At 72.2% G+C, this 23,081-nt stretch carries 21 protein-coding genes; 18 read left to right on the forward strand and 3 right to left on the reverse strand.

Features of this window, described 5'->3' with window-relative positions; translation table 11 throughout:
- Positions 1-431: 431 nt before the first annotated feature.
- Positions 432-743 (forward strand): GNAT family N-acetyltransferase, encoded by a 312-nt coding sequence (locus tag AB4880_RS22445; RefSeq protein WP_367921449.1) that lies wholly within the window; start codon positions 432-434, stop codon positions 741-743.
- The gene (locus AB4880_RS22450) at positions 740-1,189 is read left to right on the forward strand and encodes a carboxymuconolactone decarboxylase family protein (protein WP_367921450.1); all 450 of its coding nucleotides are present in this window, start codon (positions 740-742) and stop codon (positions 1,187-1,189) included. Before AB4880_RS22445 ends, AB4880_RS22450 begins: the two co-directional genes overlap by 4 nt.
- A 3-nt stretch (positions 1,190-1,192) precedes the next feature.
- Here AB4880_RS22450 and AB4880_RS22455 read toward each other — a convergent pair whose 3' ends face one another.
- Positions 1,193-1,954 (reverse strand): SDR family NAD(P)-dependent oxidoreductase, encoded by a 762-nt coding sequence (locus AB4880_RS22455; protein WP_367921451.1) that lies wholly within the window; start codon positions 1,952-1,954, stop codon positions 1,193-1,195.
- A gap of 9 nt (positions 1,955-1,963) precedes the next feature.
- Positions 1,964-2,476, reverse strand: a complete 513-nt coding sequence (locus AB4880_RS22460) for a hypothetical protein (RefSeq protein ID WP_367921452.1) — start codon at positions 2,474-2,476, stop codon at positions 1,964-1,966.
- Positions 2,477-2,955: 479 nt separating this feature from the next.
- On the opposite strand from AB4880_RS22460, the gene leuS reads away from it, so the two are divergent.
- The 13 genes from leuS (at position 2,956) to AB4880_RS22525 (ending at position 18,925) form a co-directional block, all read left to right on the forward strand.
- Complete coding sequence (gene leuS / locus AB4880_RS22465; protein WP_367921453.1) at positions 2,956-5,445, forward strand: leucine--tRNA ligase; 2,490 nt, start codon at positions 2,956-2,958, stop codon at positions 5,443-5,445.
- A 93-nt stretch (positions 5,446-5,538) separates the two neighbouring features.
- A complete protein-coding gene (locus tag AB4880_RS22470) occupies positions 5,539-6,135 on the forward strand; it encodes a TetR/AcrR family transcriptional regulator (RefSeq protein ID WP_367921454.1) in 597 nt (198 codons plus the stop codon).
- 200 nt (positions 6,136-6,335) lie between these two features.
- Positions 6,336-7,376, forward strand: coding sequence for an ABC transporter substrate-binding protein (locus AB4880_RS22475; RefSeq protein ID WP_367921455.1), 1,041 nt, complete (start codon positions 6,336-6,338; stop codon positions 7,374-7,376).
- Entirely contained in the window at positions 7,373-8,305 is a 933-nt protein-coding gene (locus tag AB4880_RS22480; protein ID WP_367921456.1) for an ABC transporter permease, read from the forward strand. Before AB4880_RS22475 ends, AB4880_RS22480 begins: the two co-directional genes overlap by 4 nt.
- Positions 8,302-9,108, forward strand: coding sequence for an ABC transporter permease (locus AB4880_RS22485; RefSeq protein ID WP_367921457.1), 807 nt, complete (start codon positions 8,302-8,304; stop codon positions 9,106-9,108). Before AB4880_RS22480 ends, AB4880_RS22485 begins: the two co-directional genes overlap by 4 nt.
- 35 nt (positions 9,109-9,143) lie before the next feature.
- Positions 9,144-10,202 (forward strand): ABC transporter ATP-binding protein, encoded by a 1,059-nt coding sequence (locus AB4880_RS22490; RefSeq protein ID WP_367921458.1) that lies wholly within the window; start codon positions 9,144-9,146, stop codon positions 10,200-10,202.
- Positions 10,203-10,253: 51 nt separating this feature from the next.
- Positions 10,254-11,420: an acyl-CoA dehydrogenase family protein gene (locus AB4880_RS22495; RefSeq protein WP_367921459.1), complete on the forward strand. Its 1,167-nt coding sequence runs from the start codon at positions 10,254-10,256 to the stop codon at positions 11,418-11,420.
- Entirely contained in the window at positions 11,417-13,525 is a 2,109-nt protein-coding gene (locus AB4880_RS22500; protein WP_367921460.1) for an acetate--CoA ligase family protein, read from the forward strand. The genes AB4880_RS22495 and AB4880_RS22500 overlap by 4 nt, the downstream gene beginning before the upstream one ends.
- 5 nt (positions 13,526-13,530) lie before the next feature.
- Positions 13,531-15,141 (forward strand): 5-guanidino-2-oxopentanoate decarboxylase, encoded by a 1,611-nt coding sequence (locus AB4880_RS22505; protein WP_367921461.1) that lies wholly within the window; start codon positions 13,531-13,533, stop codon positions 15,139-15,141.
- Positions 15,134-16,309 (forward strand): Glu/Leu/Phe/Val dehydrogenase dimerization domain-containing protein, encoded by a 1,176-nt coding sequence (locus tag AB4880_RS22510; RefSeq protein WP_367921462.1) that lies wholly within the window; start codon positions 15,134-15,136, stop codon positions 16,307-16,309. Before AB4880_RS22505 ends, AB4880_RS22510 begins: the two co-directional genes overlap by 8 nt.
- Entirely contained in the window at positions 16,306-17,211 is a 906-nt protein-coding gene (locus tag AB4880_RS22515) for a DMT family transporter (RefSeq protein WP_367921463.1), read from the forward strand. The genes AB4880_RS22510 and AB4880_RS22515 overlap by 4 nt, the downstream gene beginning before the upstream one ends.
- 41 nt (positions 17,212-17,252) lie before the next feature.
- Complete coding sequence (locus AB4880_RS22520) at positions 17,253-18,290, forward strand: NAD(P)/FAD-dependent oxidoreductase (RefSeq protein WP_367921464.1); 1,038 nt, start codon at positions 17,253-17,255, stop codon at positions 18,288-18,290.
- 29 nt (positions 18,291-18,319) lie between these two features.
- Positions 18,320-18,925 carry a TetR/AcrR family transcriptional regulator gene (locus AB4880_RS22525; RefSeq protein WP_367921465.1) on the forward strand — a complete coding sequence of 202 codons (606 nt, stop codon included), beginning with the start codon at positions 18,320-18,322 and terminating at the stop codon, positions 18,923-18,925.
- 4 nt (positions 18,926-18,929) lie between these two features.
- On the opposite strand, the gene AB4880_RS22530 is transcribed toward AB4880_RS22525, so the two are convergent.
- Positions 18,930-20,279, reverse strand: a complete 1,350-nt coding sequence (locus AB4880_RS22530; protein ID WP_367921466.1) for a flavin monoamine oxidase family protein — start codon at positions 20,277-20,279, stop codon at positions 18,930-18,932.
- A gap of 97 nt (positions 20,280-20,376) precedes the next feature.
- On the opposite strand from AB4880_RS22530, the gene AB4880_RS22535 reads away from it, so the two are divergent.
- From AB4880_RS22535 to AB4880_RS22545, 3 genes are read left to right on the forward strand one after another with little or no spacing between them, the layout of a single operon-like run.
- A complete protein-coding gene (locus tag AB4880_RS22535; RefSeq protein ID WP_367921467.1) occupies positions 20,377-20,538 on the forward strand; it encodes a hypothetical protein in 162 nt (53 codons plus the stop codon).
- A complete protein-coding gene (locus tag AB4880_RS22540) occupies positions 20,535-21,962 on the forward strand; it encodes a purine-cytosine permease family protein (RefSeq protein WP_367921468.1) in 1,428 nt (475 codons plus the stop codon). Before AB4880_RS22535 ends, AB4880_RS22540 begins: the two co-directional genes overlap by 4 nt.
- 10 nt (positions 21,963-21,972) lie before the next feature.
- Entirely contained in the window at positions 21,973-22,860 is an 888-nt protein-coding gene (locus tag AB4880_RS22545; protein ID WP_367921469.1) for a DegV family protein, read from the forward strand.
- The last annotated feature ends 221 nt before the right edge of the window (positions 22,861-23,081 follow it).

The raw sequence follows: 23,081 nt of genomic DNA on the forward strand, positions 1-23,081 counted from the left end.
CGAACCAGGAGGCCGTCCCCGTCGGGGGCGGCCTCCTGGCGTTGGGTCGTGTGCCTGAGAACCCGGATATCCGGGTTCTCAGGCACACGACTGCTTCGGGTGGGGGCCGTCCGGGACGTGAGCCCTTGTAACTCGGTGTTCGTGGATCCACCACGGTGGTTCGTCAGCTACCACAGCGTTGTGACCGGTAACGACCCCCAGGTGGATGACCGGACACCGAGTTACATGTCCCCGCCGGCCGCCACGCTCGGGCCCACACTCCCCGGGCGTGAGCTCTAGTAACTCGGTGTTCGTGCAGCCACCACGGTGGTTCGTCAGCTACCACAGCGTTGTGACCGGTAACGACCCCCAGGTGGATCACCGGACACCGAGTTACATGTCCCCGCCGGCTGCCGTACCAGGCCCGCCCCCGGCAGGGCAGGATGTGCCGCATGACCGATGCACCCGACAACAGCGGGATCACGTACGTCCACGTCCCCGAGAAGCACCGCTACGAGATCCGCGACGGCGAGACCCTCGCCGGGTTCACGCAGTACCGCCTCCCGGACGACGTCCACGTCGACTTCGTCCACACCGAGGTCGACGACGCGTACGGCGGCCGCGGGCTGGCCGGTGAGCTGGTCGCGTCGGCGCTCGCCGACGTCCGCGCCCAGGGCAAGCGGATCATCGCGCACTGCCCGTACGTGCGCCGGTGGCTGACCCGGCACCACGACTTCGACGACATCACCGACCCGGCCGCATGAGCGGGTCGCTCTACCTCGACAAGGCCGTCCCGGCGGCCTATGGCGCGGCCACCGACCTGGCCCGCGAGGCCGGGGTCGCCGCGGAGGCGGCTGGGCTCGACCGGCTGCTCGTCGAGCTGGTCAACATGCGCGTCTCGCAGATCAACGGGTGCGCCTTCTGCCTCGACCTGCACCACCGCCGGGCGGTCCGGGCGGGGGAGTCGGAGCGGCGGCTCGCCGTCCTCGACGCGTGGCAGGAGACCGGGCTGTTCACCGTCCAGGAGCGGGCCGCGCTGGCGCTGGCGGAGTCGATCACCCGGCTGCCCGACGCCGACGCGCGGCGGCACACCGAGGAGGAGAGCCGGACCGTCCTCGGCGACGACGCCTTCGCCGCGGTGGCGTGGGTGGCGCTGACGATGAACGCCTTCAACCGGATCTCGATGACCAGCCACCACCCGGTGAAGTAGGCGTCAGGTGATGGTCAGGCCGCCGTCGACGGCGATGGTCTGGCCGGTGATGTAGCCGGCGGCGTCGGAGGCGAGGAAGACGAGGGTCGCGGCGAGCTCGCGGGCGTCGCCCTTGCGGCCGGCGGGGATCCGGGCCTGCTGCTGCTCGAGGTAGCCGGGCGGGTACTCGTCGGTCATCTCGGAGGCGAAGAAGCCCGGCGCGATGGCGTTGACCCGGATGCCCTTGCGGCCGGTCCACTGCTGGGCCAGGTCGCGGGTCAGACCGATGACGCCGGCCTTGGACGACGCGTACGCCGCCTGGGGGAGCCCCGCGGTGGTGATGCCGAGCACCGACGAGATGTTGATGATGCTCGAGCCCGGTGCCATCACCCGGCCGCACGCCTGCGCCATCCAGTAGCTGCCGTTGAGGTTGATGTCGATGACCTGCCGGAACTGCTCCGGCGTCTCGCGGGTGGACGGTACGGCGGTACCGACGCCGGCGTTGTTGACCAGGATGTCGACCCGCCCGAACTCCGCCATCGCCGCATCGACGAGCGCCTGGCAGGACGCCGGGTCGGCGACGTCGGTCGCGACCGCGAGCGCCCGTCGGCCGGCGGCCTCGACGAGGTTCGCGGTCTCGGCGAGGCGGTCGACGCGACGCGCGCCGAGGGCGACGTCGGCGCCCGCCTCGGCCAGGGCCTTGGCGAAGTCGACGCCGAGTCCGGAGCTGGCGCCGGTGACGACGGCGACTTTGCCGTCGAGTCGGAAGAGGTCGGTGACGGTCATGGGGCGACGCTAGCGGGTCGACTCGGCGTGGTGGTGGCGCGCGGACGGCGCGCGGTCGGGTGGGTTGCCGAACCGGCGGTAGGCACCCTGACGTGTCGTCCCCATGGCGGCGCCGATGACGGTCCACGAGTCGCCGGCTTCGCGCGCCGCGGCGACGGCGTTCTGCAGACTGTCCTCGGCTGCCGCGAGTGCCTGTCGTGCGGCGATGATCTCCCGAAAGTGTCGTGCGTCGCTGCTGGGGTGGGTCGCGGGGTCGACGGCGTCGAGTCCGGCCTCGTCGGACTCCCGCAGCTCGACCTCGAAGTCGAACGCGGCGCTCAGCTCGATCAGGTTGCCGTGCGTGGTGAACACGACGTCGACACGCTGCGCGGCAGCGTCGCTCGGCGTGGGCTCGACGAGCCGGACGATCCAGCCCTGGTCGAGCGTCTCCTTGGGAACGGACAGCTTGTGGTGCTTCGACCGGAGCACCTGCGGCTGCGCCGCGGACTCGGGCGTCGCGGCGCTCTTCCTCTTCTGACTCATGGCTTCATCACCTCAGGTAGTGGTAGAACTTCGTGCGCAACCGATCCGCGTGGATGACGCGGGCGGGTCCGTCGACGGGAACGGCCACGAGCTCGATCAGGATCCCCGCCGGCGTCGCGCCGATGACGAGGAGGCGGTCCTCGCCGTGGTCGTCGTATTCGACAAGCCTGATCGCGTTCTCCCAGGCATGGAGGATGTCGGATCGGTGAGGCCGTGTCGCCGAGCCGACGCCGTGACCTCCATCTGTCAACTATGGGATGACGCTGCTGGCCTGTCAACCACATGTTGACCTGGGTGTGACGTCCGCGTGCGCCGACCGGGGTAGCATGGCCCCGTGCGGATGAACCTGCTTCTTACCTAGCCGCGTCGGCGACCAGACCGGTCGACGCGGCGGCCCCTCCCTGTCGAGGGGCTTTTGCATGTCCGGGCGGGGTCTGCGCGATGTGGGTGGGAAGCAGCGGCGAGATGAGAGAGCTGAGATGAGCGAGAACGCGGTCCCGAGCGACGTCCACTACGACGTCCACGCGGTCGAGGAGAAGTGGCTGCCGGTCTGGGAGTCGCTCGACCCCTTCCGCGCCGACGACGAGGTCGTCACCTCGGGGGCGAAGGAGAAGCGCTACGCGCTGACGATGTTCCCCTACCCGAGCGGTGACCTGCACATGGGTCACGCGGAGGTCCTCGCGCTCCACGACGTGATCTCGCGCTACTGGCGCTTCCGCGGCTACGAGGTCCTCAACCCGATGGGCTGGGACTCCTTCGGCCTGCCGGCCGAGAACGCCGCGATCAAGAACGACGAGCACCCGGCGACCTACACCTACGCCAACATCGAGACGCAGTACTCCTCGATGAAGCGCTACGGCGTCAGCTTCGACTGGTCGCGCCGGCTGCACACCTCCGACCCGGAGTACTACCGCTGGACCCAGTGGCTGTTCCTGAAGTTCCGCGAGCAGGGCCTGGCCTACCGCAAGAACTCGCCGGTCAACTGGTGCCCCAACGACCAGACCGTGCTGGCCAACGAGCAGGTGCTGGCCGACGGCACCTGCGAGCGCTGCGGCGCGGTGGTCACCAAGCGCGAGCTGACCCAGTGGTACTTCAAGACCACCCAGTACGCGCAGGAGCTCTACGACTGCCTCGACGACCTGCAGGGCTCGTGGATCGGCAAGGTCGTCAACGCCCAGCGCAACTGGATCGGCCGCTCCGAGGGCGCTCACGTCACCTTCGAGGTCGAGGGCGGCCACGAGCCGCTGACCGTCTTCACCACCCGGCCCGACACGCTGTGGGGCGCGACGTTCATGGTCGTCGCGGCCGACGCCAAGCTGGCCGCCGAGCTGGTCACCGACGAGCACCGGCAGGCGCTGGAGGACTACCTGGTCGAGGTCCGCAAGGCCTCCGACATCGACCGGATGGCGACCGACCGGCCCAAGACCGGCGTCTTCCTGGGCATCCACGCGACCAACCCGATCAACGGCGAGCGGATCCCGGTGTGGGCGTCCGACTACGTGCTGGCCGACTACGGCACCGGCGCGATCATGGCCGTGCCCGCCCACGACCAGCGCGACCTCGACTTCGCCCGGGTCATGGGCCTGCCCGTACGACGGGTCGTCGACACCGGGGACGACAACCCCGAGGAGACCTACGTCGCCACCACCGGCGACGGCGCCTACGTCAACTCCGGCCCGCTCGACGGCCTGACCGACAAGGCGCAGGGCATCCACCAGGCGATCGAGCTGCTGGAGGCCGACGGCCACGGCACCGGCACGGTCAACTTCCGGCTGCGTGACTGGCTGCTGTCGCGGCAGCGCTACTGGGGCGCGCCGATCCCGATCATCCACTGCCCGGTCGACGGCGAGGTCCCGGTCCCCGAGGACCAGCTGCCCGTCGAGCTGCCCGCGCTGCGTGGCGCCGACCTGAAGCCCAAGGGCACCTCGCCCCTGGGTGCGGCCCGCGAGTGGGTCGAGGTCACCTGCCCGACCTGCGGCGGCCCCGCCGAGCGCGACACCGACACGATGGACACCTTCGTCGACTCGTCGTGGTACTTCTTCCGCTACCTGTCCTCCCACGACAACACGCAGGCGTTCGACCCGGCGCTGGCGAAGGCGTGGGGGCCGATCGACCTCTACATCGGCGGCGACGAGCACGCCGTCCTGCACCTGCTGTACGCGCGCTTCTTCACCAAGGTGCTGCGCGACATGGGCCTGATCGACTGGGACGAGCCGTTCTCGGCGTACCTGTCGCAGGGCAAGGTCATCAACAACGGTCGCAAGATGAGCAAGTCGCTGGGCAACGGCGTCAGTCTGGGGGGACAACTCGAGGAGTTCGGGGTCGACGCCGTCCGGCTGACTCTCGTCTTCGCGAGCCCGCCCGAGGACAACGTCGACTGGGCCGACGTCTCGCCCGCCGGCTCGGCGCGCTTCCTGCAGCGCGCCTGGCGCCTGTCGGGTGACGTCACCTCCGAGCCCGGCGCCGACCCGGCCGGCGGCGACGTCGCGCTGCGCAAGGTCACCCACAAGACGGTGCACGAGGCGGCGCAGCTGCTGGAGTCCTACCGCTTCAACGTGGTCGTCGCCCGCACCATGGAGCTGGTCAACGCCACCCGCAAGGCCATCGACTCGGGCTGCGGCCCGGCCGACCCGGCGGTGCGGGAGGCGGCGGAGGTCGTCGCGATCCTGCTGTCGCTGGTCGCGCCCTACACCGCCGAGGAGATGTGGGACCGGCTGGGTCACCAGCCGTCCGTCGCCCAGGCGCCCTGGCCGGTCGTCGACCCCGCGCTGCTGGTGGAGGACGCCGTCACGGCCGTCGTCCAGATCCAGGGCAAGGTGCGCGCGCGGCTCGAGGTCTCCCCGGACATCTCCGAGGCCGACCTGGAGGCGCTGGCCCTGGCCGACCCCGCGGTCGAGAAGGCGATCGACGGGCGTACGGTGCGCAAGGTGATCGTCCGCGCCCCCAAGCTGGTCAATATCGTCGTCTGACCCCGCCCGGATGGGGGAGCTGCTTTGGTGGTCCCTTGCGGGATCACCCTCCGAATGATTGACTGGTCAGTCAAACAACCGGAGGAGCGAAGCATGGCCAGGGCGAGCGTGGAGGCGGAGCGCAAGGAGCAGATCCTCGCTGCGGCCTGTGAGGTCGTGTCGGAGATCGGGTTCAAGTCCCTGCGCATCGCGGACGTCGCGAAGCGCGCGGGCACGAGCACCGGCACCGTGCACTACTACTTCGACACCAAGCGCGACCTGATGCACGCCGCCTTCGACTGGAACTTCACCCAGTCGCTCGGGCGGCGGCGCGAGATCCTCGAGAGCGACGCGACGCCGCGCCAGCGGCTGCGCGACTTCGTCGAGTCGTACCTGCCGCAGGGCGACGCGACGATCTCCGCCTGGCACGTGTGGGCCGAGCTGTGGGTCGAGGCGCTCCACGACGCCGACCTGCAGGAGCTCAACGAGCGCGTGTACGGCGAGTGGCGGCGCGCCGTCGCCGCGATCATCCGCGACGGCCAGGACGCGGGGGAGTTCCGCGACGGCGATCCGGTGGTGTTCGCCAACGGCCTGATCGGCATGATCGACGGCCTCAGCCTCCAGGTACTGCTCGGCTCGCGGGCGATGACCGCCGACCGGATGCGGGCGGTGTGCGAGCAGGTGCTGGGCTGGTTCTTCCTGGCTCCCTGAGCCGCGCGGGCGTCGTCCCGCTGATCGTCTCGACCGCAGGGCCGGTGGCTTCGCGCCACCGGCCCTGCGGCGTTTTCCGGCATTTCTGACTCGCGCGTCGAAATAGGCCCGGTGTAACCCTTGACACACCCCTGTGATGCCGACCACGCTGATCCATACATAACTGACGCACCAATCAACTTTGAAAGCCGGGGTCACACATGAAGCGAGTTCTGACGGCTGGTCTGGCGCTCACCGGGGTGCTGGGCCTGGCCGCTTGCGGCGCCGCGGGCGGGAGCGACAACCAGCTCACGGTCGTGGAGTGGGGCGGTCAGGACCAGAAGACCCACGTCAAGGCCGGCGTGGAGCCCTGGGGCAAGGAGCAGGGCGTCACCATCAAGCAGGACTCGCCGACCGACTACGCGAAGTTCCGTGCCCAGGTCGAGTCCGGCAAGGTCAGCTGGGACGTCGTCGAGGTCGAGCCCAACTTCGCGCGCACCGCGTGCGACAAGGGCTGGGCGGTCAAGCTCGACAAGAGCGTCGTCGACACCAGCACGCTGAACCCCGAGGAGGTCAGCGACTGCGCGATCCCTGTCCTCGAGTACGCCTTCACCATCGGCTACAACACCAAGAAGTTCCCGAACGCCCACCCGACCACCTGGGCCGAGTTCTTCGACACCAAGAAGTTCCCGGGCAAGCGCGGCTTCTGGAAGTACGCCACCGGTGCGATCTTCGAGGCCGCCCTGCTCGCCGACGGCGTCAAGCCCGCCGACCTCTACCCGCTCGACATCGACCGGGCCTTCAAGAAGCTCGACACGATCAAGGACGACATCGTCTTCTACGAGACCGGCGAGCAGCAGCAACAGCTCGTCGCCTCCGGCGAGGCGCCCCTGGTCCAGGCCTGGAACGGCCGGATCTACGCGGCCGCCAAGGAGGGCCAGCCGGTCGCCAACGAGTGGAACCAGCACCTGCTGTCCTACGACAACCTGGTGATCCCGAAGGGCGCGCGCAACGCCGAGAACGCCCAGAAGTGGATGGACTGGTACATCAAGCACCCCGAGGCCCAGGCCGCCTACACCAACGCCACGGCGTACGGCCCGATCACCAAGGACGCGCTCGACCACGTCAAGCCCGACGTCCTCGCCGAGCTGCCGACCTCGCCGGACAACGCCCCCAAGCGCGCGGCGATCATCGACTACTCCTACTGGGCCGAGCACTACGACGAGGTCTCCGAGCGGCTCAACGAATGGGCCGCGCAGTGAGCTCGACCGTCTCGACGCGCCTGGAGCGGTCCGACCGCCCCGACGGCACGACGCCCGGCGCCGGGGGCACCCCGGCGCCGGTACGGCGGGGCCGGCCGCGGCTGTTCGACGGCTGGGGGCTGCTCGTCCTCCCGCTCGTCGGCTTCCTGCTGGTCGTCTTCGTCGCGCCGTTGGTGACGATCCTGGCGCGCAGCTTCACCGACCCCGCGACGGGCCTGGACAACTACCGCGACTTCTTCGGCTCGCCGGTCTACCTCGACGTCCTCGGCAACACCTTCCGGATCTCCGGCCTGGTCACCCTGGTGACCCTCCTGCTCGGCTTCCCCTACGCCTACCTGATGACGCTCGCGCCGCCGTTCTGGCGCGGGGCGATGCTGGTGGCGGTGCTGATCCCGTTCTGGACCAGCCTGCTCGTCCGCACCTTCGCGTGGGTCCTCATGCTCGGCGACACCGGCGTGATCAACCAGGCGCTGATGTCGATCGGCCTGATCGACGAGCCGATGCAGCTGGTGCGCAACCAGACCGGCGTCCTGGTCGGCATGGTCCAGGTGATGCTGCCGTACGCCGTCCTCCCGATGTACGCCACCATGCGTCAGATCGACCGCCGCCTGGTGCAGGCCGCCGAGGGCCTCGGCGCCCGCCCGGTGTCCGCCTTCTGGCGGGTCTACGCGCCGCTGACGCTGCCCGGCGTCGCCGCGTCCTGCCTGCTCGTCTTCATCTCCTCGATCGGCTTCTACGTCACGCCGGCCCTGCTCGGCGGGCCGAAGGACATGATGATCGGCGAGCTCATCGTCCAGCAGCTCTCGGCCGTGCTGCGCTGGGGATTCGCCTCCGCGCTCGCCGTGATCCTGCTCGTCGTGACCGGCGCCCTCCTGCTGCTGGTCTCCCGCATCGTCAACATCGGCAAGCTCATGGGAGCGCAGCGATGAACACCAAGCTCCTGTGCCGCGGCGCGCTCGGCTTCCTCGTCGTCCTGACCGCGCTCTACCTGGTCGCCCCGGTCTTCTTCGTCATCCCGACGTCCTTCAACGACAGCTCGTTCCTCGAGTTCCCGCCGAAGGCCTTCTCGATGCGCTGGTACCACGCCTTCTTCGAGGACCCGGCCTGGATCAACTCGACCCTCAACTCGCTGCAGATCGGCGTGTGGGTCACGATCCTCTCCGTCATCCTCGGTACGGCGGCGGCACTCGCGATGATCCGCGGCCGCTACCCGGTGAAGGCCCTGGTGAGCGGACTCGTGCTCGCCCCGGTGCTCGTGCCGTACGTGATCATCGGTCTCGCGGTCTACGCGGTCTTCCTCAAGATCGGCCTGACCCAGTCGATCCTCGGCTTCGTCCTCGTGCACACCGCACTGGCCGTGCCGTTCGTGGTGATCAACGTCAGCGCGGCGCTGGTCAGCTTCGACGAGCGGCTCGAGATGGCGGCGATGAGCCTGGGCGCCAACCGGATCTCGACCTTCCTGCGGATCACGCTGCCGTGCATCGCCCCGAGCGTCGCGGCGGGCGCGCTGTTCGCCTTCATCACCTCGTTCGACGAGGTCGTGACCAGCGTCTTCCTCGCCGGTCCCGACGTCAGCACCCTGCCGGTGCAGATGTGGAGCGGCGTCCGGGTGCAGATCGACCCGACCGTCGCCGCCGTCAGCACGATGCTGCTGCTCGTCACCCTCGCCCTGTTCGCCTCGGCCGGTCTGCTGCGCCTGTTCCGCGCCCGCCGGCTCGCCAAGGCCGCCTGACCACCCACCCTCCACGCACCGCACGGAGAGCTCTCATGTCCCAGAACCCCAGCACCACCAGCACCCTCGCCGGAACCGGCGTCTCGATCGACATCCGCAACGTCGTCAAGCGCTACAAGACGATGACCGCCGTCGACGACGTGTCGCTCACCATCGAGCCGGGGGAGTTCCTCACCCTGCTCGGCTCCAGCGGCTCGGGCAAGTCGACCCTGCTCAACATCATCGCCGGCTTCATCAGCGCCGACGAGGGCTCGATCGAGGTCGGCGGCAAGAACCTGACCAAGGTGCCGCCCTACCAGCGCGACCTCGGCATGGTCTTCCAGCACTACGCGCTCTTCCCGCACATGAGCGTGTGGGACAACGTCGCCTTCCCGCTGAAGCGCCGCCGCGTCCCGAAGGCGCAGATCGCGGAGCGGGTGCAGCGTGCGCTCGACACGGTCGAGCTCGGCCACCTCGGCAAGCGTCGTCCGGCGCAGCTGTCGGGCGGGCAGCAGCAGCGGGTCGCCCTGGCCCGCGCGATCGTCTTCCAGCCGCAGGCGCTGCTCATGGACGAGCCGCTCGGCGCGCTCGACAAGCGGCTGCGCGAGCAGCTGCAGCTGGAGATCAAGCGGCTGCACCGCGAGCTCGGCACCACCTTCGTGTTCGTCACGCACGACCAGGAGGAGGCGCTCGCCATGTCCGACCGGATCGCCGTGCTGCGCGACGGCGCGCTGGTCCAGGTCGGCACGCCCGTCGAGCTCTACGAGCGCCCCGCCAGCCGCTACACCGCGGAGTTCCTGGGCGAGTCCAACATCTTCACCGGCCGCAAGCACGGCGTCGACGACGGCTCCGCGCTCGTCGTCCGTCCCGAGCACGTGCGCCTCAGCGCGCCGGGCGCCGAGCTGCCGACCGGCCACAACGCCATCGACGGCGTCGTCCGCGAGGTCGTCTACCTCGGCTCCGGTCTCCGGGTCGAGATCGCGCTTCCCGACGGCCGCCACCTGATCACCCGCTCCGAGGTCCGCAGCGCGCTCACCCCGAGCCCCGGACTCCCGGTCGCCGCCCACTGGCACCCGGAGCACGCGCTCGTCGTCCGCGACGACACCGCCGCCTGACCTCCCCCGACCACTGACATCTCCGTCCAGCACAGCAAGGAACCGACTCTGATGAGCCACACCATCCGCGAGGGCATCGCACTGACCGAGGAGCAGCAGGAGTTCGTCGCGCTGGCGCGGGACTTCGCCGAGCGCGAGATCCGGCCCCGTGCCCGCGAGGTCGACGAGGCCGACACCGAGTCGCCCCTGGACCTGTGGCAGAAGGCCGCGCAGATCGGCCTGGCGTCGTACATGCTCCCGGCCGAGTACGGCGGCGGCGGGGTCACCGACCTGGTCACGCAGTGCCTGGTCCAGCAGGAGCTCTGCTACGGCGACGTCGGCATCGGCAACTTCCTCACGTCGAGCGCCTTCTTCGCCGGCCCGGTCGAGGCGCTCGGCAACGAGGAGCAGAAGAAGCGCTGGCTGACGCCGCTCACCGGCGACAACCCGCCCGTCACCGCGCTCGCGGTCACCGAGCCGGGCGTCGGCTCCGACTCGGCCGCGCTGCAGACGCGGGCGGTGCGCGCGGGTGACGAGTACGTCCTCAACGGCCAGAAGACCTGGATCTCCAACGCGCCGTACGCCAAGTGGATCATCGTCTTCGCGACCGTCGACCCGGCGCTGCGCTCGCGCGGCGTCACGGCGTTCGTCGTCGACCGCGAGATGCCCGGCGTCACCATCGGCCAGCCGATGAAGAAGATGGGCCAGCGCGGCATCGCCAACGCCGAGGTGTTCCTCGAGGACGTCCGCGTCCCGCTCGACCACCGCCTCGGCGAGGAGGGCCAGGGCTTCTACGGCCTGATGCGGACCTTCGACGCCTCGCGCATCCTCATCGGCGCCGGCGCCACCGGCCTCTCGCGTGCCGCGCTCGACCAGTCGACGAAGTACGCCCAGGAGCGCACCCAGTTCGGCAAGCCGATCATCGAGCACCAGGCCGTCGCCTTCCGGCTCGCCGACATGGCCGCGAAGACGGACATCTCGCACCTGGTGACCATGCGCGCCGCCCGGCTCTACGACCAGGGCGAGATGACCGCCATGGAGTCGGCGATCGCCAAGCTGACGGCGTCCGAGAACACCTCGTGGGTCACCAATGCGGCGCTGTCCATCCACGGCGGCTGGGGCTACAGCCGCGAGTTCCTGCTCGAGAAGTGGGTCCGCGACGCCAAGCTCGAGGAGCTCGAGGAGGGCACCAGCGACATCCAGCGGCTGATCATCTCGCGGGCGGTCGCGGCCCGATGACGCTCGCTGACCTGTCCGTCTTCTCCGACCCGCGCTCGGTCGCGGTCGTCGGGGCGTCGGCCGACCCCGCGAAGTGGGGCTACTGGCTGGCTCGCGGCGCCCTCCGGGGCGCCGCGCGCCGGCGGGTGCACCTGGTCAACGCCAAGGGCGCGACCATCGAGGGCGCGGCGTCGGTCCGCTCGCTCGCCGACCTCGCGGATGTCACGGGGGCGGGGGAGTCGCCCGAGCTGGTCGTGCTCTGCGCGCCGGCCGCGACCGTCCCCGACGTGATCGAGCAGGCCCTCGCGATGGGCGCGAAGGGCTTCCTGGGCATCACGGCCGGCATCGACGCCGCGCACGGCGAGCCGGGCCTGGAGCGCCGGCTGGCCGAGCGGATCCGCGCTGCGGGCGCCCGGATCGTCGGCCCCAACTGCCTCGGCCTGTACGACGCCGCGACCGACCTCGAGCTGGCCTGGGGCACCTTCGCGCCCGGGCACCTGGCGATCATCTCCCAGTCCGGGCAGCTCGGCCTCGAGCTCGCCGGGCTCGCGGCCCACGAGGGCCTCGGCGTCTCCCGCTTCGTCTCCGTCGGCAACCAGGTCGACGTCACCGCGGCCGAGCTGCTCGACGACCTCGTCGAGCACGAGCAGACCCGTGCGGTCGTGCTCTACCTCGAGAGCTTCGCCGATGATCGGGGGGCCCGCGGCCTGGTCGCGACCATGGCCCGGCTGCGCGAGGCGGGCAAGCCCGTCGTCGTCCTGACCGTCGGCGCGTCCGAGGCGAGCCGCGCCGCGGCCCAGTCCCACACGGGCGCGCTCACCGCGGCGACCGACGTCGTCCGGGCCGCGTGCCGCGCGGCCGGCGCCTCGCTCGTCGACACCCCGGCCCAGGCCGTCGAGCTCGCGCACCTGCTGCTCGGCGGACCTCTCCCCGAGGGACGCCGGGTCGCGATCGTCAGCGACAGCGGCGGCCAGGGCGCCATCGCGGCCGACACGTTCGCCCGCCATGCGCTGCAGGTCCCGCGGCTCTCCGACGCGACGCGCGGCGCGCTCGCCGACATGCTGCCCGCCGCGGCCGCGGTCGCCAACCCGGTCGACCTGGCCGGTGCGGGGGAGCAGGACCTCACGACGTACGCCCGGGTGGTCGACGTCCTCGCCGGCAGCGGCGAGGTCGACGCGGTCGTGCTGTCGGGCTACTTCGGCTGCTACGGCGCCGACACCCCGGAGCTGGTCGAGCGCGAGCTCGAGGTCGTCGGCGCGCTCGCCGGCGTCGTCGGCGCGCAGCGGCGGCCGGTCGTGGTGCACAGCATGAGCCACGACTCGGTCGCGGTCCGCTCGATGCGCGAGCAGGCGGTGCCGACCATGCACACCATCGACGCCGTCGCCCGCTCGCTCGAGCTGGCGACGACCATGGCCGAGGACGCCGCGCGTGCGGTGCCCGGGCCGGTCGCCGAGCCCACCGCCGAGAGCGGCAAGGCGCTCGACTACCTCGCCGGCCGCGACCGGGTCGCGGCGGCCGGGGTGACCTACCCCGGTGCGGCCGCGGTGCGCACGGCCGACGAGCTGCGGACCGCCGCCGCGCGGCTGCAGGCGCCGTACGTGCTCAAGGCGGGCTGGCTCGAGCACAAGACCGAGGTCGGCGGCGTCGCCGTGGGCCTCGCCGACGCGGCCGCCGCCGAGGCGGCGTTCGTCTCGATGAGCGCGCGGCTGGGCGAGGGCGACTACGTCCTCGAGGAGATGGATCGCCAGGCCGACACGGTCGAGCTGATCGTCGGCGCCCGTCGCGACGGGTCGTTCGGGCCCGTCGTCGTCGTCGGTCTGGGGGGCGTGCAGGCCGAGCTCTACCGCGACGTGCAGATCGCGCTCGCCCCGGTCGACGAGGCCGAGGCGCGGCGGATGATCGAGTCACTGCGGGCCTTCCCGCTGCTCGACGGCTGGCGCGGTCGGCCCGCGGTCGACGTCGACGCGGCCGCCCGGGTGGTGGCCGACGTGTCCCGGCTGCTGGCCGAGGACGCCGATCTTGTCGAGTGTGAGATCAACCCGTTGCGGGTCGGTCCGGAGGGCGCGGTCGCCGTCGACGCACTGGTGCTCGCGGCCGACCGTGCGCACCCAGGAGAGAAGGGATGACCGGCATGAGCACGATGACCGGAGGGGAGGCGCTGGTCGCGGCCCTGGCCGCGCACGGCGCCGAGGTCGCGTTCGGCATCCCCGGAACGCACAACCTCGAGATCTACCGGCACCTGCCGGCGCACGGCGTACGCCATGTGAGCACCCGGCACGAGCAGGGCGCCGGCTACGCCGCGGACGGATACGCCCGTACGACGGGCCGCGTCGGCGTCGCGATCGTGACCAGCGGTCCGGCGCTGCTCAACGCCGCGACCGCCGTGGGCCAGGCCTACTCGGACTCCGTTCCGATCCTGGTCGTGTCGCCCGGACTGCCGCTGCGGCACCCGGCGACCGGCAACGGCCTGCTGCACGAGACGCGCGACCAGAGGGCCGCTCTGGCCGCGGTCGCGGCCGCCAGCCTGCGTCCGACGAGCGTCGCGGAGATCCCGACGGCCGTGGCCCAGGCGTTCTCGATCATGACGTCCGGACGTCCGCGCCCGGTGCACCTGGAGGTGCCGCTCGACGTGCTCGAGGAGACCGCCGAGGTCGAGCTCGTGGCGCCCGTGCCGGCGGCTCCCGCTCTCGCCCCCGAGGCCTCGATCGCCGCCGCTGCCGCGCTGCTGCGCGGCGCCTCGGCGCCGGTGCTGGTGGTCGGGGGCGGTGCCCGTGGCGCTGCTCCGCAGGTGCAGGCCCTCGCCGAGCGACTCGGCGCGCTGGTCGTCTCGACCACCAACGGCAAGGGCGTCCTCGCCGAGGACCACCCGCTGGCGCTGGGTGCCGGCATCCACCTGCCGACGGTCAACACGCTCGTCGACGAGGCCGACGTCGTCGTCGCGATCGGCACCGAGCTCGCGCCCGCCGACCTCTGGTACGGCGCGCTCCCGGTCGGCGGCAAGCTGGTGCGCATCGACGTGGACCCGGTCGGCATGGTCACCAACGCCGCGCCGGCGGTCGCCGTCCTGGGTGACGCGGCGCGGGCGCTCGACGCGCTGCTCGCCGCCCTCGGCGCCGGCACGCCCGCGACCCCCGATGCCGCGTCGTGGCGTGAGCGGAAGGCGAAGGACGCGCAGGCCGAGGGTGCGGAGTGGCTGGACGTCGTCGCCGCGCTGGCGGCCGCCGTACCGCGGGACGTGGTGATGGCGACCGACAACGCGATGGCCTGCTATCTCGGGACCCTGGCCAATCTCGCGACGCACACGCCGTCGTCGTACCTCTTCCCGACGGGCTACGGGACGCTCGGCTTCGGCCTGCCCGCGGGCATCGGCGCCAAGGTCGGCAACCCGGACCGGCCGGTGGTGGCGATGCTGGGCGACGGCGGTGTCATGTTCACCGTCGCCGAGCTGGCGACCGCGGCGGAGCTCGCGATCGCGCTGCCTGTCGTCATCGTCGACAACTCCGGCTACGGCGAGATCCGCAACGAGATGGCCGACCGGGGCGACCCGATCCACGCGGTGACCTTCCCGGCGCCCGACTTCGCGGCCCTCGGCCGCGCCGTCGGCTGCCTCGGCGTCACCGTCGACCTCGGTGCGGACGGCACGCCCGCCGACCTCACCATGGCCGTTCGCGACGCGCTCGTCGCCGAGCGGCCCACCGTGATCCACGTCCGCATGCCCGCGAAGGGGGAGCTCGATGACTGACAGCCTGCTGGAGATCACCTGGACCGACCCGGTCACCGCTCGCAAGGGGTACGTCGTCATCGACACCCTCGTGCGCGGCCTGGCCAGTGGCGGCCTGCGCCTGCGCGAGGGCTGCTCGCTCGCCGAGGTGCGCGGCCTGGCACAGGGCATGACCCGCAAGGAGGCGCTGGTCTACGACCCCGCCGACCGCTACCAGCCGCTCGGCGGCGGCAAGGGTGGCATCGACATCGATCCCGCCGACCCGCAGGCCACCGAGGTGCTGCACCGCTTCCTCGCGGCCGTGCTGCCGATCGTCCGGGAGCAGTGGAACACCGGCGAGGACTTCGGTCTGCGCCAGGAGACCATCGACAAGGTGGCCGCCGACCTCGGCCTGCCGTCGACGGTCGAGGCCGTCTTCGCGACGCTCGACGACGCCCCGGCCGCGCGGGAGCGGCTCGCTGCCGCCTTCGCGGACATGGTCGGCGGGATCTCGCTCGGCGACCTCGTCGGCGGCTACGGCGTCGCGCAGGCTGCGCTGGTCATGGCCGAGCGGCAGGGCATCCCGGCCGCCGAGGCGACCGCCGTGGTGCAGGGCTTCGGCTCGATCGGCGGCGCGGCGGCGCGCTATCTCGCCGCCGCGGGCGTCCGCGTCATCGCCGTCGCCGACCGCGACGGACTGATCCGCGACGACGACGGCCTCGACGTCGAGGCGCTGCTCGCCGCGCGCGACGGGCTGGGCGTGATCGCGCGTTCCGCGCTGCCCGAGAGCGTCGAGCTCGGCGACCGCGACGCCTGGCTCGACGTGCCGTGCGACCTGCTGGTGCCGGCCGCGATGTCCTACGTCATCCAGCCCGAGGACGCCGACCGCGTCCAGGCCCGGATCGTCGTCGAGGGCGCGAACATGCCGACCCTGCCGGAGGCCGAGGCGTCGCTCGCGGCGCGCGGGATCCCCGTCGTACCGGACTTCCTGGCCAACGTGATGACCAACGCCTGGTGGTGGTGGGTCGTCTTCGGCGACGTCGCGCCGACGTCGGCGTCGTCCTTCGCCAAGATCGACGGCGTGATGCGGCGGCTGGTCACCGAGGTCGGCGACGCGGCCGACGCCTCCGGCCGGACGCTGCGTGCCTGCGCGCTCGAGCTGACGGCCCGCAACTCCGCAGCCCTGCGGGAGCGGTTCGGCGTCACGTGACGATCGCGGTCGCGCCGGACCCGGTCCGGACTCGGCGTACCGCTGCCCTGGCGCTGATCGGCGTCACCGCCGTCTGGGGCTCGACCTTCGGGCTCTCCAAGGACCTGATCGCCCGCCTGCCCGTGGCCGACTACCTCGGCCTGCGCTATCTGGTGGGCGCGCTGGTCCTGCTGGCGGTGGCGCCGCGGCTGCTGCGCGGGTTGACCCGGCACACCCTGACGGTCGGGATCGGCCTCGGCGCGCTGTACGCCGCCGCGCAGCTGCTGCAGTTCCACGGCCTGGCCCGGACGGCGCCGACGGTGTCGGCCTTCGTGGTCGCGATGTACGTCGTCTTCACCGCGCTCTTCTCGGCGTTCCTGCCCAGGCACGGCGTGGAGCGGATCACCTGGTTCGCGGTGGTGATCGCGACGACCGGCGTGGCCGTGATGTCCCTGCGGGGCTGGGCATTCGGTGCGGGGGAGACGATGACGCTCGTCGCTGCCGCCCTGTATGCCGTGCACATCCTCGCCCTGGGGCGGTGGTCGCGGCCCGACGAGGCGTTCGCGCTGACCTTCCTGCAGCTCGCCACCATGGGCGTCGTGTGCACGGCGATCGGCGCGTCCGACGGGCTCACCCTGCCGGGACGCTCGGACCTGCCGGCGTTCGCCTACCTCGCGGTCTTCGCCGGGACGATCACGCTGCTCGTGCAGACGTGGGCCCAGGGCCACATCGACTCCGGCCGCGCCGCGGTGCTGATGGTGCTCGAGCCGGTGTGGGCGGCGGTCTTCGCCGCGCTGATCTGGCACGAGTCGCTCGGCCCGAGGACGCTGGGCGGAGGCACCCTCATCCTGATCGCGATGCTCATGGTCGTCTCGCGCCCGAGCGCCGAGCCCGTTCCCGAGCCCCCGACATCCCACGCCTGACCACGCCTGACCACGCCTGACCACGCTTGAAGGAGATCCCGATGTACGACGTCCTCGTCGTCGGCGGCGGCATCGCCGGCGCCTCGATCGGCCACGAGCTCGCCGCGCGCGGCCGCTCGGTCTGCGTCCTGGAGGGCGAGAACGAGCTCGCCAAGCACACGACCGGTCGCTCGGCGGCCACCTGGGTCGGCGGCTACGGCCCGCCAGAAGTGCAGCGGCTGACCCTGGAGAGCCGGCCGTTCCTGGAGAGCCCGCCGATCGACGTGGCGGGCCCGCTGCTGTCGCCGCTGTCGTGCCTGTACGTCGGCGGCGTCGACGCGGATGCCTCGCTGGCCGCGGCGATCCCCGGCGCGACGGTCCTCGACCCGGTCGATGCGGAGCGGATCAACCCGGTGCTGCGGCCCGGCTGGACGCAGGTCGCGGTGCTCGACGAGACCGCGTGCGACCTCGATGTCGCCGGCCTCCATCAGGGCTATGTCCGGGGGCTTCGGGCCGCCGGGGGCGAGATCCGGCTTGGGGCGCGCGTCGTCGCGGCCGCTCGCACCCCGGGTGTGTGGCGGCTCTCGCTGGCGTCGGGCGACGAGGTCGCCGCCCCGGTGGTGGTCAACGCCGCCGGCGCCTGGGGTGACGTCGTCGGTGGTCTCCTCGGCTCGGCCGGGGTGGGGCTCGAGCCTCGCCGGCGCACGATCTTCGGCTCGCCGGCCGCCGTACCGATGGCGGGGATGCCGTTCACGTGCGACCTCGCCGGCACCTGGTACGTCAAGGCCGAGGGCGACCTCGCGCTCTGCTCGCCCGAGGACGCGACGCCCCATGAGCCGGGCGATCCGCGGCCCGACGAGCTCGAGATCGCCCGCACCATCGAGGAGATCAACGAGGCCACGCTGCTCGGCCTGCGCAGCGTCCGCACGGCGTGGGCGGGTCTGCGCACCTTCGCGCCCGACGGCAACCCCGTGGCGCGCTACGACGCCGACGTCGACGGGCTCTTCTGGTTCGTCGGCCAGGCGGGCTACGGCATCCAGATGGCGCCCGCACTCGCCGTGGAGGCGGCGGAGCGTCTGGTGGGCGCAGACGTGCCCTAGCATCGGCGGCAGCCGATCGAGGAGGGCACATGGCGGGGGACGCCGACACGCGACGTCAGCGGATCATCGACGCGACCCTCGACGTGATCCGCGACCACGGCCTCGCGGGCACCCGCACCCAGGAGATCGCCAAGCGGGCGGGCGTCAGCACCGGCCTGCTGCTCTACCACTTCGGCACGCTCGACGGCGTGATCGTGGCGGCGATGCAGGAGTCCGAGGACCGCTACTACCGCAGCCTCGAGGACGAGTCCGCCGCCGGACTGCCCGCCGTGGAGCGGCTGCGCCTGCTCGTCGAGCGCTCCGGTGACGCCGGGGTCGTGATCTCCGCATGGACGCTGTGGATGGAGTTCTGGGTCCGGGCGCTGCGCGACGCCGACACCGCCGCGTTCTGCGCGACGCTGGAGGGCCGCTGGCGCAAGGTGCTGCTCGACGTGATCGAGCAGGGGGTCCGCGAGGGCTCGTTCACCGCGCCTTCGCCGCAGCTGGCGGTGATCCGGCTCGCGACGCTGCTCGACGGCCTCTCCGTGGCGGCGACGCTCGGCGACCGCGACGTCCCGGTCGCCGCGGTCCCCGACCTCTGGCTCGGGGCCGCGGCGCTCGAGCTGTCGTGCGACCCGGCGCTGCTCGGCGTCTGAGGGATCAGCCCCGCAGGGCTGCGAGAACCTCGGCCGCGGCGCGCTCGCCGGAGCGGATCGCGCCGTCGATGTAGCCGTTGCCGACCCCCGCTGTCTCGGTCCCCGCCCAGTGCAGCGGGCCGACCGGCTCGCGCCGCCCGGCCGCGTGGGCGTGCCACGTCCCCGGCGTCGGTACGGCGGCATAGGCGCCCTCCGCCCACGGCTGCTCCGGCCACAGCCGCTCGTGATAGGCCGTCGGCTCCGCGGCCTCCGGGCCGAGCACGCCCAGCACCTCGAGGACGGCCTTGCGCCGCGCCTCCGAGGGCTGGGCCGACCACGCGCGGTAGTGGTCGCCGTACACGAAGGCGGCGATGACACCGCACGAGTCGTCGGCGGGGGAGTTGTCGAAGGTGTAGGCGAGCGGGCTGTCGTCGTACGTGGTGAGCTGGCCGGAGAGCCCGCGCTCGCGCCAGAACGGCGTCCGGTAGGCGATGTGGACCTTCGCGACGTCGCCCATCGGGCTGCGCGCGAGCCAGCGGCGGCGGGCGGTGGGGAGGAGCGGGGCGAACGCGATCCGGGCCTGGGCGGGCGGGGTGCCGGTGATGACGGCGCGGCGGGCGCGGACCGTGCCGGTGGCGGTCGTGAGCGTGACGCCGTCGTCGTCCCACGCGACGTGGGTGACCGCCGACCGGAGGCGGACGGCGGCGCCGAGCTCGGCCGCCGCGGCGAGGGCAGGGGCGTCGGCGCCGTCGACGAACCGGCTGTCCTGCGCGCAGCCCACGGTGCCGAGCAGCGGGTCGAGCCCACCGCCCGCGGCGATGTAGAAGAGCACGTGGAAGAGGGAGACCTCGCGCGGCTCGCACGCCCACAGGCCCTGGATCACCAGGCGCATCCGGCGGTGGACATCGGGGGAGTCGGTGGCGGCGAGCAGCCAGTCCTCGAGGGTGCGGGAGTCCCATTCCGCCAGGGATCCGCAGGCCTCGGGATGCTCGGGGTCGACGTGGGCGGCCAGCTCGTCGAGGCGGGCCACCAGGACGTCGTACCCCGCGGAGTCGTGCTCGTCCGGATGGTCGCCGCTGGTGTGGGGGAGTGGCGGGGAGCCGGGCCAGAGCTCGAGATGCGTGCCGGTGTCGTAGGTGGGGAAGCGGGCGCAGCCGAAGCGCTCGGCCCAGCGCAGGAAGGCGGTCTGGGCCGGGCCGACCCACTGGCCGCCGTGGTCGATGCGGACGCCGTCCTCGGTGCGGCTCCAGACCCGGCCGCCGACGCGGTCGCCGGCCTCCAGGACGACGACCTCCAGGCCGGCGGCGGTGAGGTCGAGCGCGGTGGCGAGGCCGGCGTACCCGGCTCCGACGATGGCGACGTCGACGTGCTCCATGGGGGCTCCTTCGTTCTCGATCTGCCCTTGACAGGTGTGAGCGGCGCCACTGATCCTAGTCTGACTGAACAGTCAGTCAAGATCTCAGGAGGATCGGATGGACGACGAGATGCGCGCGGAGCTCGAGCGCCGGCTGGTGCTGATCGAGGACGCCGGGGGAGCCGAGGCGGCGCTGCCGCCGCTGCCCCTGACCGACCTCGCGGCAGCGGTGACCGCGCTCGCGGTACTCACCATCGCCCTGCTCTGGTGGGTGCTGTGAGCGCCGCGGCGGAGCCCGCCGTCCTGGCGGGGGAGGACGCGACGCTGAGCGAGCTGCCGCTGCTGCGCCGTGAGCGGATCTGGGGCTTCTGGGACTACTCCTCGGTCAACATCGGCCTCGCCATCGCGACCTGGGCCTTCCTGCAGGGCGGCGCGGTCGCCTACTACGTCGGCGCGAAGCAGGCGATCGCGAGCATCGTGATCGGCTACGGGATCAGTGTGCTGCTCGTGTCGCTCGCGCCCTGCCTGCCCTGCGGCCGGTACGGCGTCGAGCAGTTCGTCTCGATGCGCAGTGTGCTCGGCGAGCGCGGCGCGCGGGTGCTGATGGTCGTGATGTCGGCGGTGCTCGCGGCCGCCTGGTCCGCCGTCCTGGCGATCATGTGCGGCCACGCGCTCGCGAACGTCACCAACCAGCTGCTCGACACCCGGATCTCCGCCGGGGCGGGCGTCGTCAGCGTCCTCGCGCTCCTGGCGCTGTGCTCGTCGTGGGTGATCGTCGCCCGGGGGCCGCGCTCGATCGAGCTGGTCAACCGCTTCGTCGCGCCCGGGCTGGTCGTCGTCACGCTCGTCATGCTCGCGCTGGTGTTCACCAAGACCAGCTGGTCGGAGCTCGTCGCCACCCCCGCCCTCAGCCCGTGGGGCGACGGCCACCTCGACTTCATGCTCGCCATCGAGCTCAACATCGCCGGCGGCTTCGCCTGGTGGCCGAACGTCGGCAACCTCGCCCGGCTGACGCGCACCACCCGCAGCGCCTTCTGGCCCAACGCCATCGGGCTCTTCCTCGCCTCCGTCGTCGCCGCGATCGTCGGCGTGTTCGCCGCGCTGGCGCTGGGATCCGAGGACCCGACGCTGTGGATGGTGCCGCTCGGCGGCGTCCTGCTCGGCGTGCTGGCGCTGGCGTTCGTCGGGATGGCGAACATCACCAGCGTCGTCGCGCAGAGCTATGCGGCGCTGGTCGCGATCAAGGGCGGCGGTGGCGCGTCCGTACGCCGGGTGCCGTGGGGGCTCCTCGCGGCCCTCATCCTCGCGCCCGCCGCGGTGCTGGTGTTCTTCCCGACGGCGGTCTACGACAACTACGCGCGCTTCGTGTCGTGGGGCGCGATCGCGGTCGCGCCGCTGTGCGCGGTGCAGATCGTGGACTTCTTCGTGCTGCGCCGCCAGGTCCTCGACGTGCGCGCCCTGCACACGCCGTACGCCGACTCGCGCTACGGGTTCCTGCGCGGCTGGAACCCGATCGCCGTCGTCGCCATCGCGCTCGGCGCGCTCACCTATGCGCTGCTGCTCAACCCGGTCACCTACGAGCCGTCGGGGTGGTTCCGCTACCTCACCGCCTCGCTGCCGGCCTTCGCCGTCGCGGGACTCGTGCACTACGCGCTCACGCGGCTCGTGCTCGCGTGGCGGACGGACTGGGGCGGGTACCGATAGCCTCAGCCGCATGTCGATCGTCGTGGTCACCGACTCCACCTCGACCGTCCCCGCCGAGGTCGCGCGGGAGAGCGGCGTGCACGTGGTGCCGCTGCAGGTGGTCATCGGCGACGACGTCTACGACGAGGGCGACGAGGAGGTCACTCCCGAGCGGCTCGCCGTCGCGCTGCGCGAGAAGCGCGCGGTCAGCACCTCCCGTCCCGCCCCGACCGTCTTCGCCGACCTCTACGCCCGCCTCGCCGACGAGGGCGCGACCGAGATCGTCTCCATCCACCTCTCCGCGGAGGTGAGCGGGACCTTCGAGTCCGCCCTCGTCGCCTCGCGGGGCGCGCCGGTGCCCGTCACCTGTGTCGACACGCGCCAGGTCGGGGTCGCCACGGGGTACGCCGTGGAGTCGGCGCTCGACGTGATCGGCCGCGGCGGCGCCGCGGCCGAGGCCGCGGAGGCCGCGCGTTCGCGTGCTGCTGCCGCGACCTCGCTCTTCTACGTCCACACCCTCGAGTACCTCCGCCGTGGCGGCCGGGTGGGCGCCGCCGCCGCCGTCTTCGGCGGCGCGCTCGCCGTCAAGCCCCTCCTCGGCATCGTCGACGGCGTCATCGCCCCCCAGGCCAAGGTCCGCACCGCCGCCAAGGCCATCGCCCGCCTCGAGGCCCTCGCCCTCGAAGCCGCCGGCGACGGCGCCGTCGAGGCGTGCGTGGCGCACCTGGCGGCCGAGGACCGCGCGCACGCCATGGCGGAGCGGGTCGCCGAGCAGCTGGGTGACCGGCTGGTTCCCGCCCGCACCGGCGAGGCCGTGCGGTGCGTCGAGCTCGGCGGTGTGCTCGGGGCGCACGTGGGGCCGGGGATGCTGGCGATCTGCGTGGCGCCGGTGCTCGACCTCGACGCCCCGTCGGCCTGAGCCCTCCGTCCTCGCTCCTCGCTCCTCGCTCCTCGCTCCGAGCCGGCGAGGGCTGCTCGGCCGCGCGCCGGCGCTGCCTTGCGCCCCACCCGTCACGCCCACCACCACTTTCTCTCCACAACCCCACCCGCGCCCCACCCCCTCTCCACAGCCGCCCCGAACCCCCACGCCCCACCCCCTCCACCCCGCCTACCGTCCGCTGCATGCCCCTCCACCGCCCC

The organism is Nocardioides ginsengisoli (assembly GCF_039537225.1).
Lineage (GTDB): Bacteria > Actinomycetota > Actinomycetes > Propionibacteriales > Nocardioidaceae > Nocardioides > Nocardioides ginsengisoli.

Excerpts from the sequence above, each read along its gene's own strand:
- AB4880_RS22470 (WP_367921454.1), top strand. The coding sequence starts at position 5,539 with ATGGCCAGGGCGAGCGTGGAGGCGGAGCGCAAGGAGCAGATCCTCGCT.
- AB4880_RS22510 (WP_367921462.1), top strand. The coding sequence starts at position 15,134 with ATGACTGACAGCCTGCTGGAGATCACCTGGACCGACCCGGTCACCGCT.
- AB4880_RS22505 (WP_367921461.1), top strand. The coding sequence starts at position 13,531 with ATGAGCACGATGACCGGAGGGGAGGCGCTGGTCGCGGCCCTGGCCGCG.
- AB4880_RS22460 (WP_367921452.1), bottom strand. The coding sequence starts at position 2,476 with ATGAGTCAGAAGAGGAAGAGCGCCGCGACGCCCGAGTCCGCGGCGCAG.
- AB4880_RS22530 (WP_367921466.1), bottom strand. The coding sequence starts at position 20,279 with ATGGAGCACGTCGACGTCGCCATCGTCGGAGCCGGGTACGCCGGCCTC.
- AB4880_RS22520 (WP_367921464.1), top strand. The coding sequence starts at position 17,253 with ATGTACGACGTCCTCGTCGTCGGCGGCGGCATCGCCGGCGCCTCGATC.
- AB4880_RS22525 (WP_367921465.1), top strand. The coding sequence starts at position 18,320 with ATGGCGGGGGACGCCGACACGCGACGTCAGCGGATCATCGACGCGACC.
- AB4880_RS22545 (WP_367921469.1), top strand. The coding sequence starts at position 21,973 with ATGTCGATCGTCGTGGTCACCGACTCCACCTCGACCGTCCCCGCCGAG.
- leuS (WP_367921453.1), top strand. The coding sequence starts at position 2,956 with ATGAGCGAGAACGCGGTCCCGAGCGACGTCCACTACGACGTCCACGCG.
- AB4880_RS22485 (WP_367921457.1), top strand. The coding sequence starts at position 8,302 with ATGAACACCAAGCTCCTGTGCCGCGGCGCGCTCGGCTTCCTCGTCGTC.
- AB4880_RS22475 (WP_367921455.1), top strand. The coding sequence starts at position 6,336 with ATGAAGCGAGTTCTGACGGCTGGTCTGGCGCTCACCGGGGTGCTGGGC.
- AB4880_RS22535 (WP_367921467.1), top strand. The coding sequence starts at position 20,377 with ATGGACGACGAGATGCGCGCGGAGCTCGAGCGCCGGCTGGTGCTGATC.
- AB4880_RS22455 (WP_367921451.1), bottom strand. The coding sequence starts at position 1,954 with ATGACCGTCACCGACCTCTTCCGACTCGACGGCAAAGTCGCCGTCGTC.
- AB4880_RS22450 (WP_367921450.1), top strand. The coding sequence starts at position 740 with ATGAGCGGGTCGCTCTACCTCGACAAGGCCGTCCCGGCGGCCTATGGC.
- AB4880_RS22495 (WP_367921459.1), top strand. The coding sequence starts at position 10,254 with ATGAGCCACACCATCCGCGAGGGCATCGCACTGACCGAGGAGCAGCAG.
- AB4880_RS22490 (WP_367921458.1), top strand. The coding sequence starts at position 9,144 with ATGTCCCAGAACCCCAGCACCACCAGCACCCTCGCCGGAACCGGCGTC.
- AB4880_RS22500 (WP_367921460.1), top strand. The coding sequence starts at position 11,417 with ATGACGCTCGCTGACCTGTCCGTCTTCTCCGACCCGCGCTCGGTCGCG.
- AB4880_RS22445 (WP_367921449.1), top strand. The coding sequence starts at position 432 with ATGACCGATGCACCCGACAACAGCGGGATCACGTACGTCCACGTCCCC.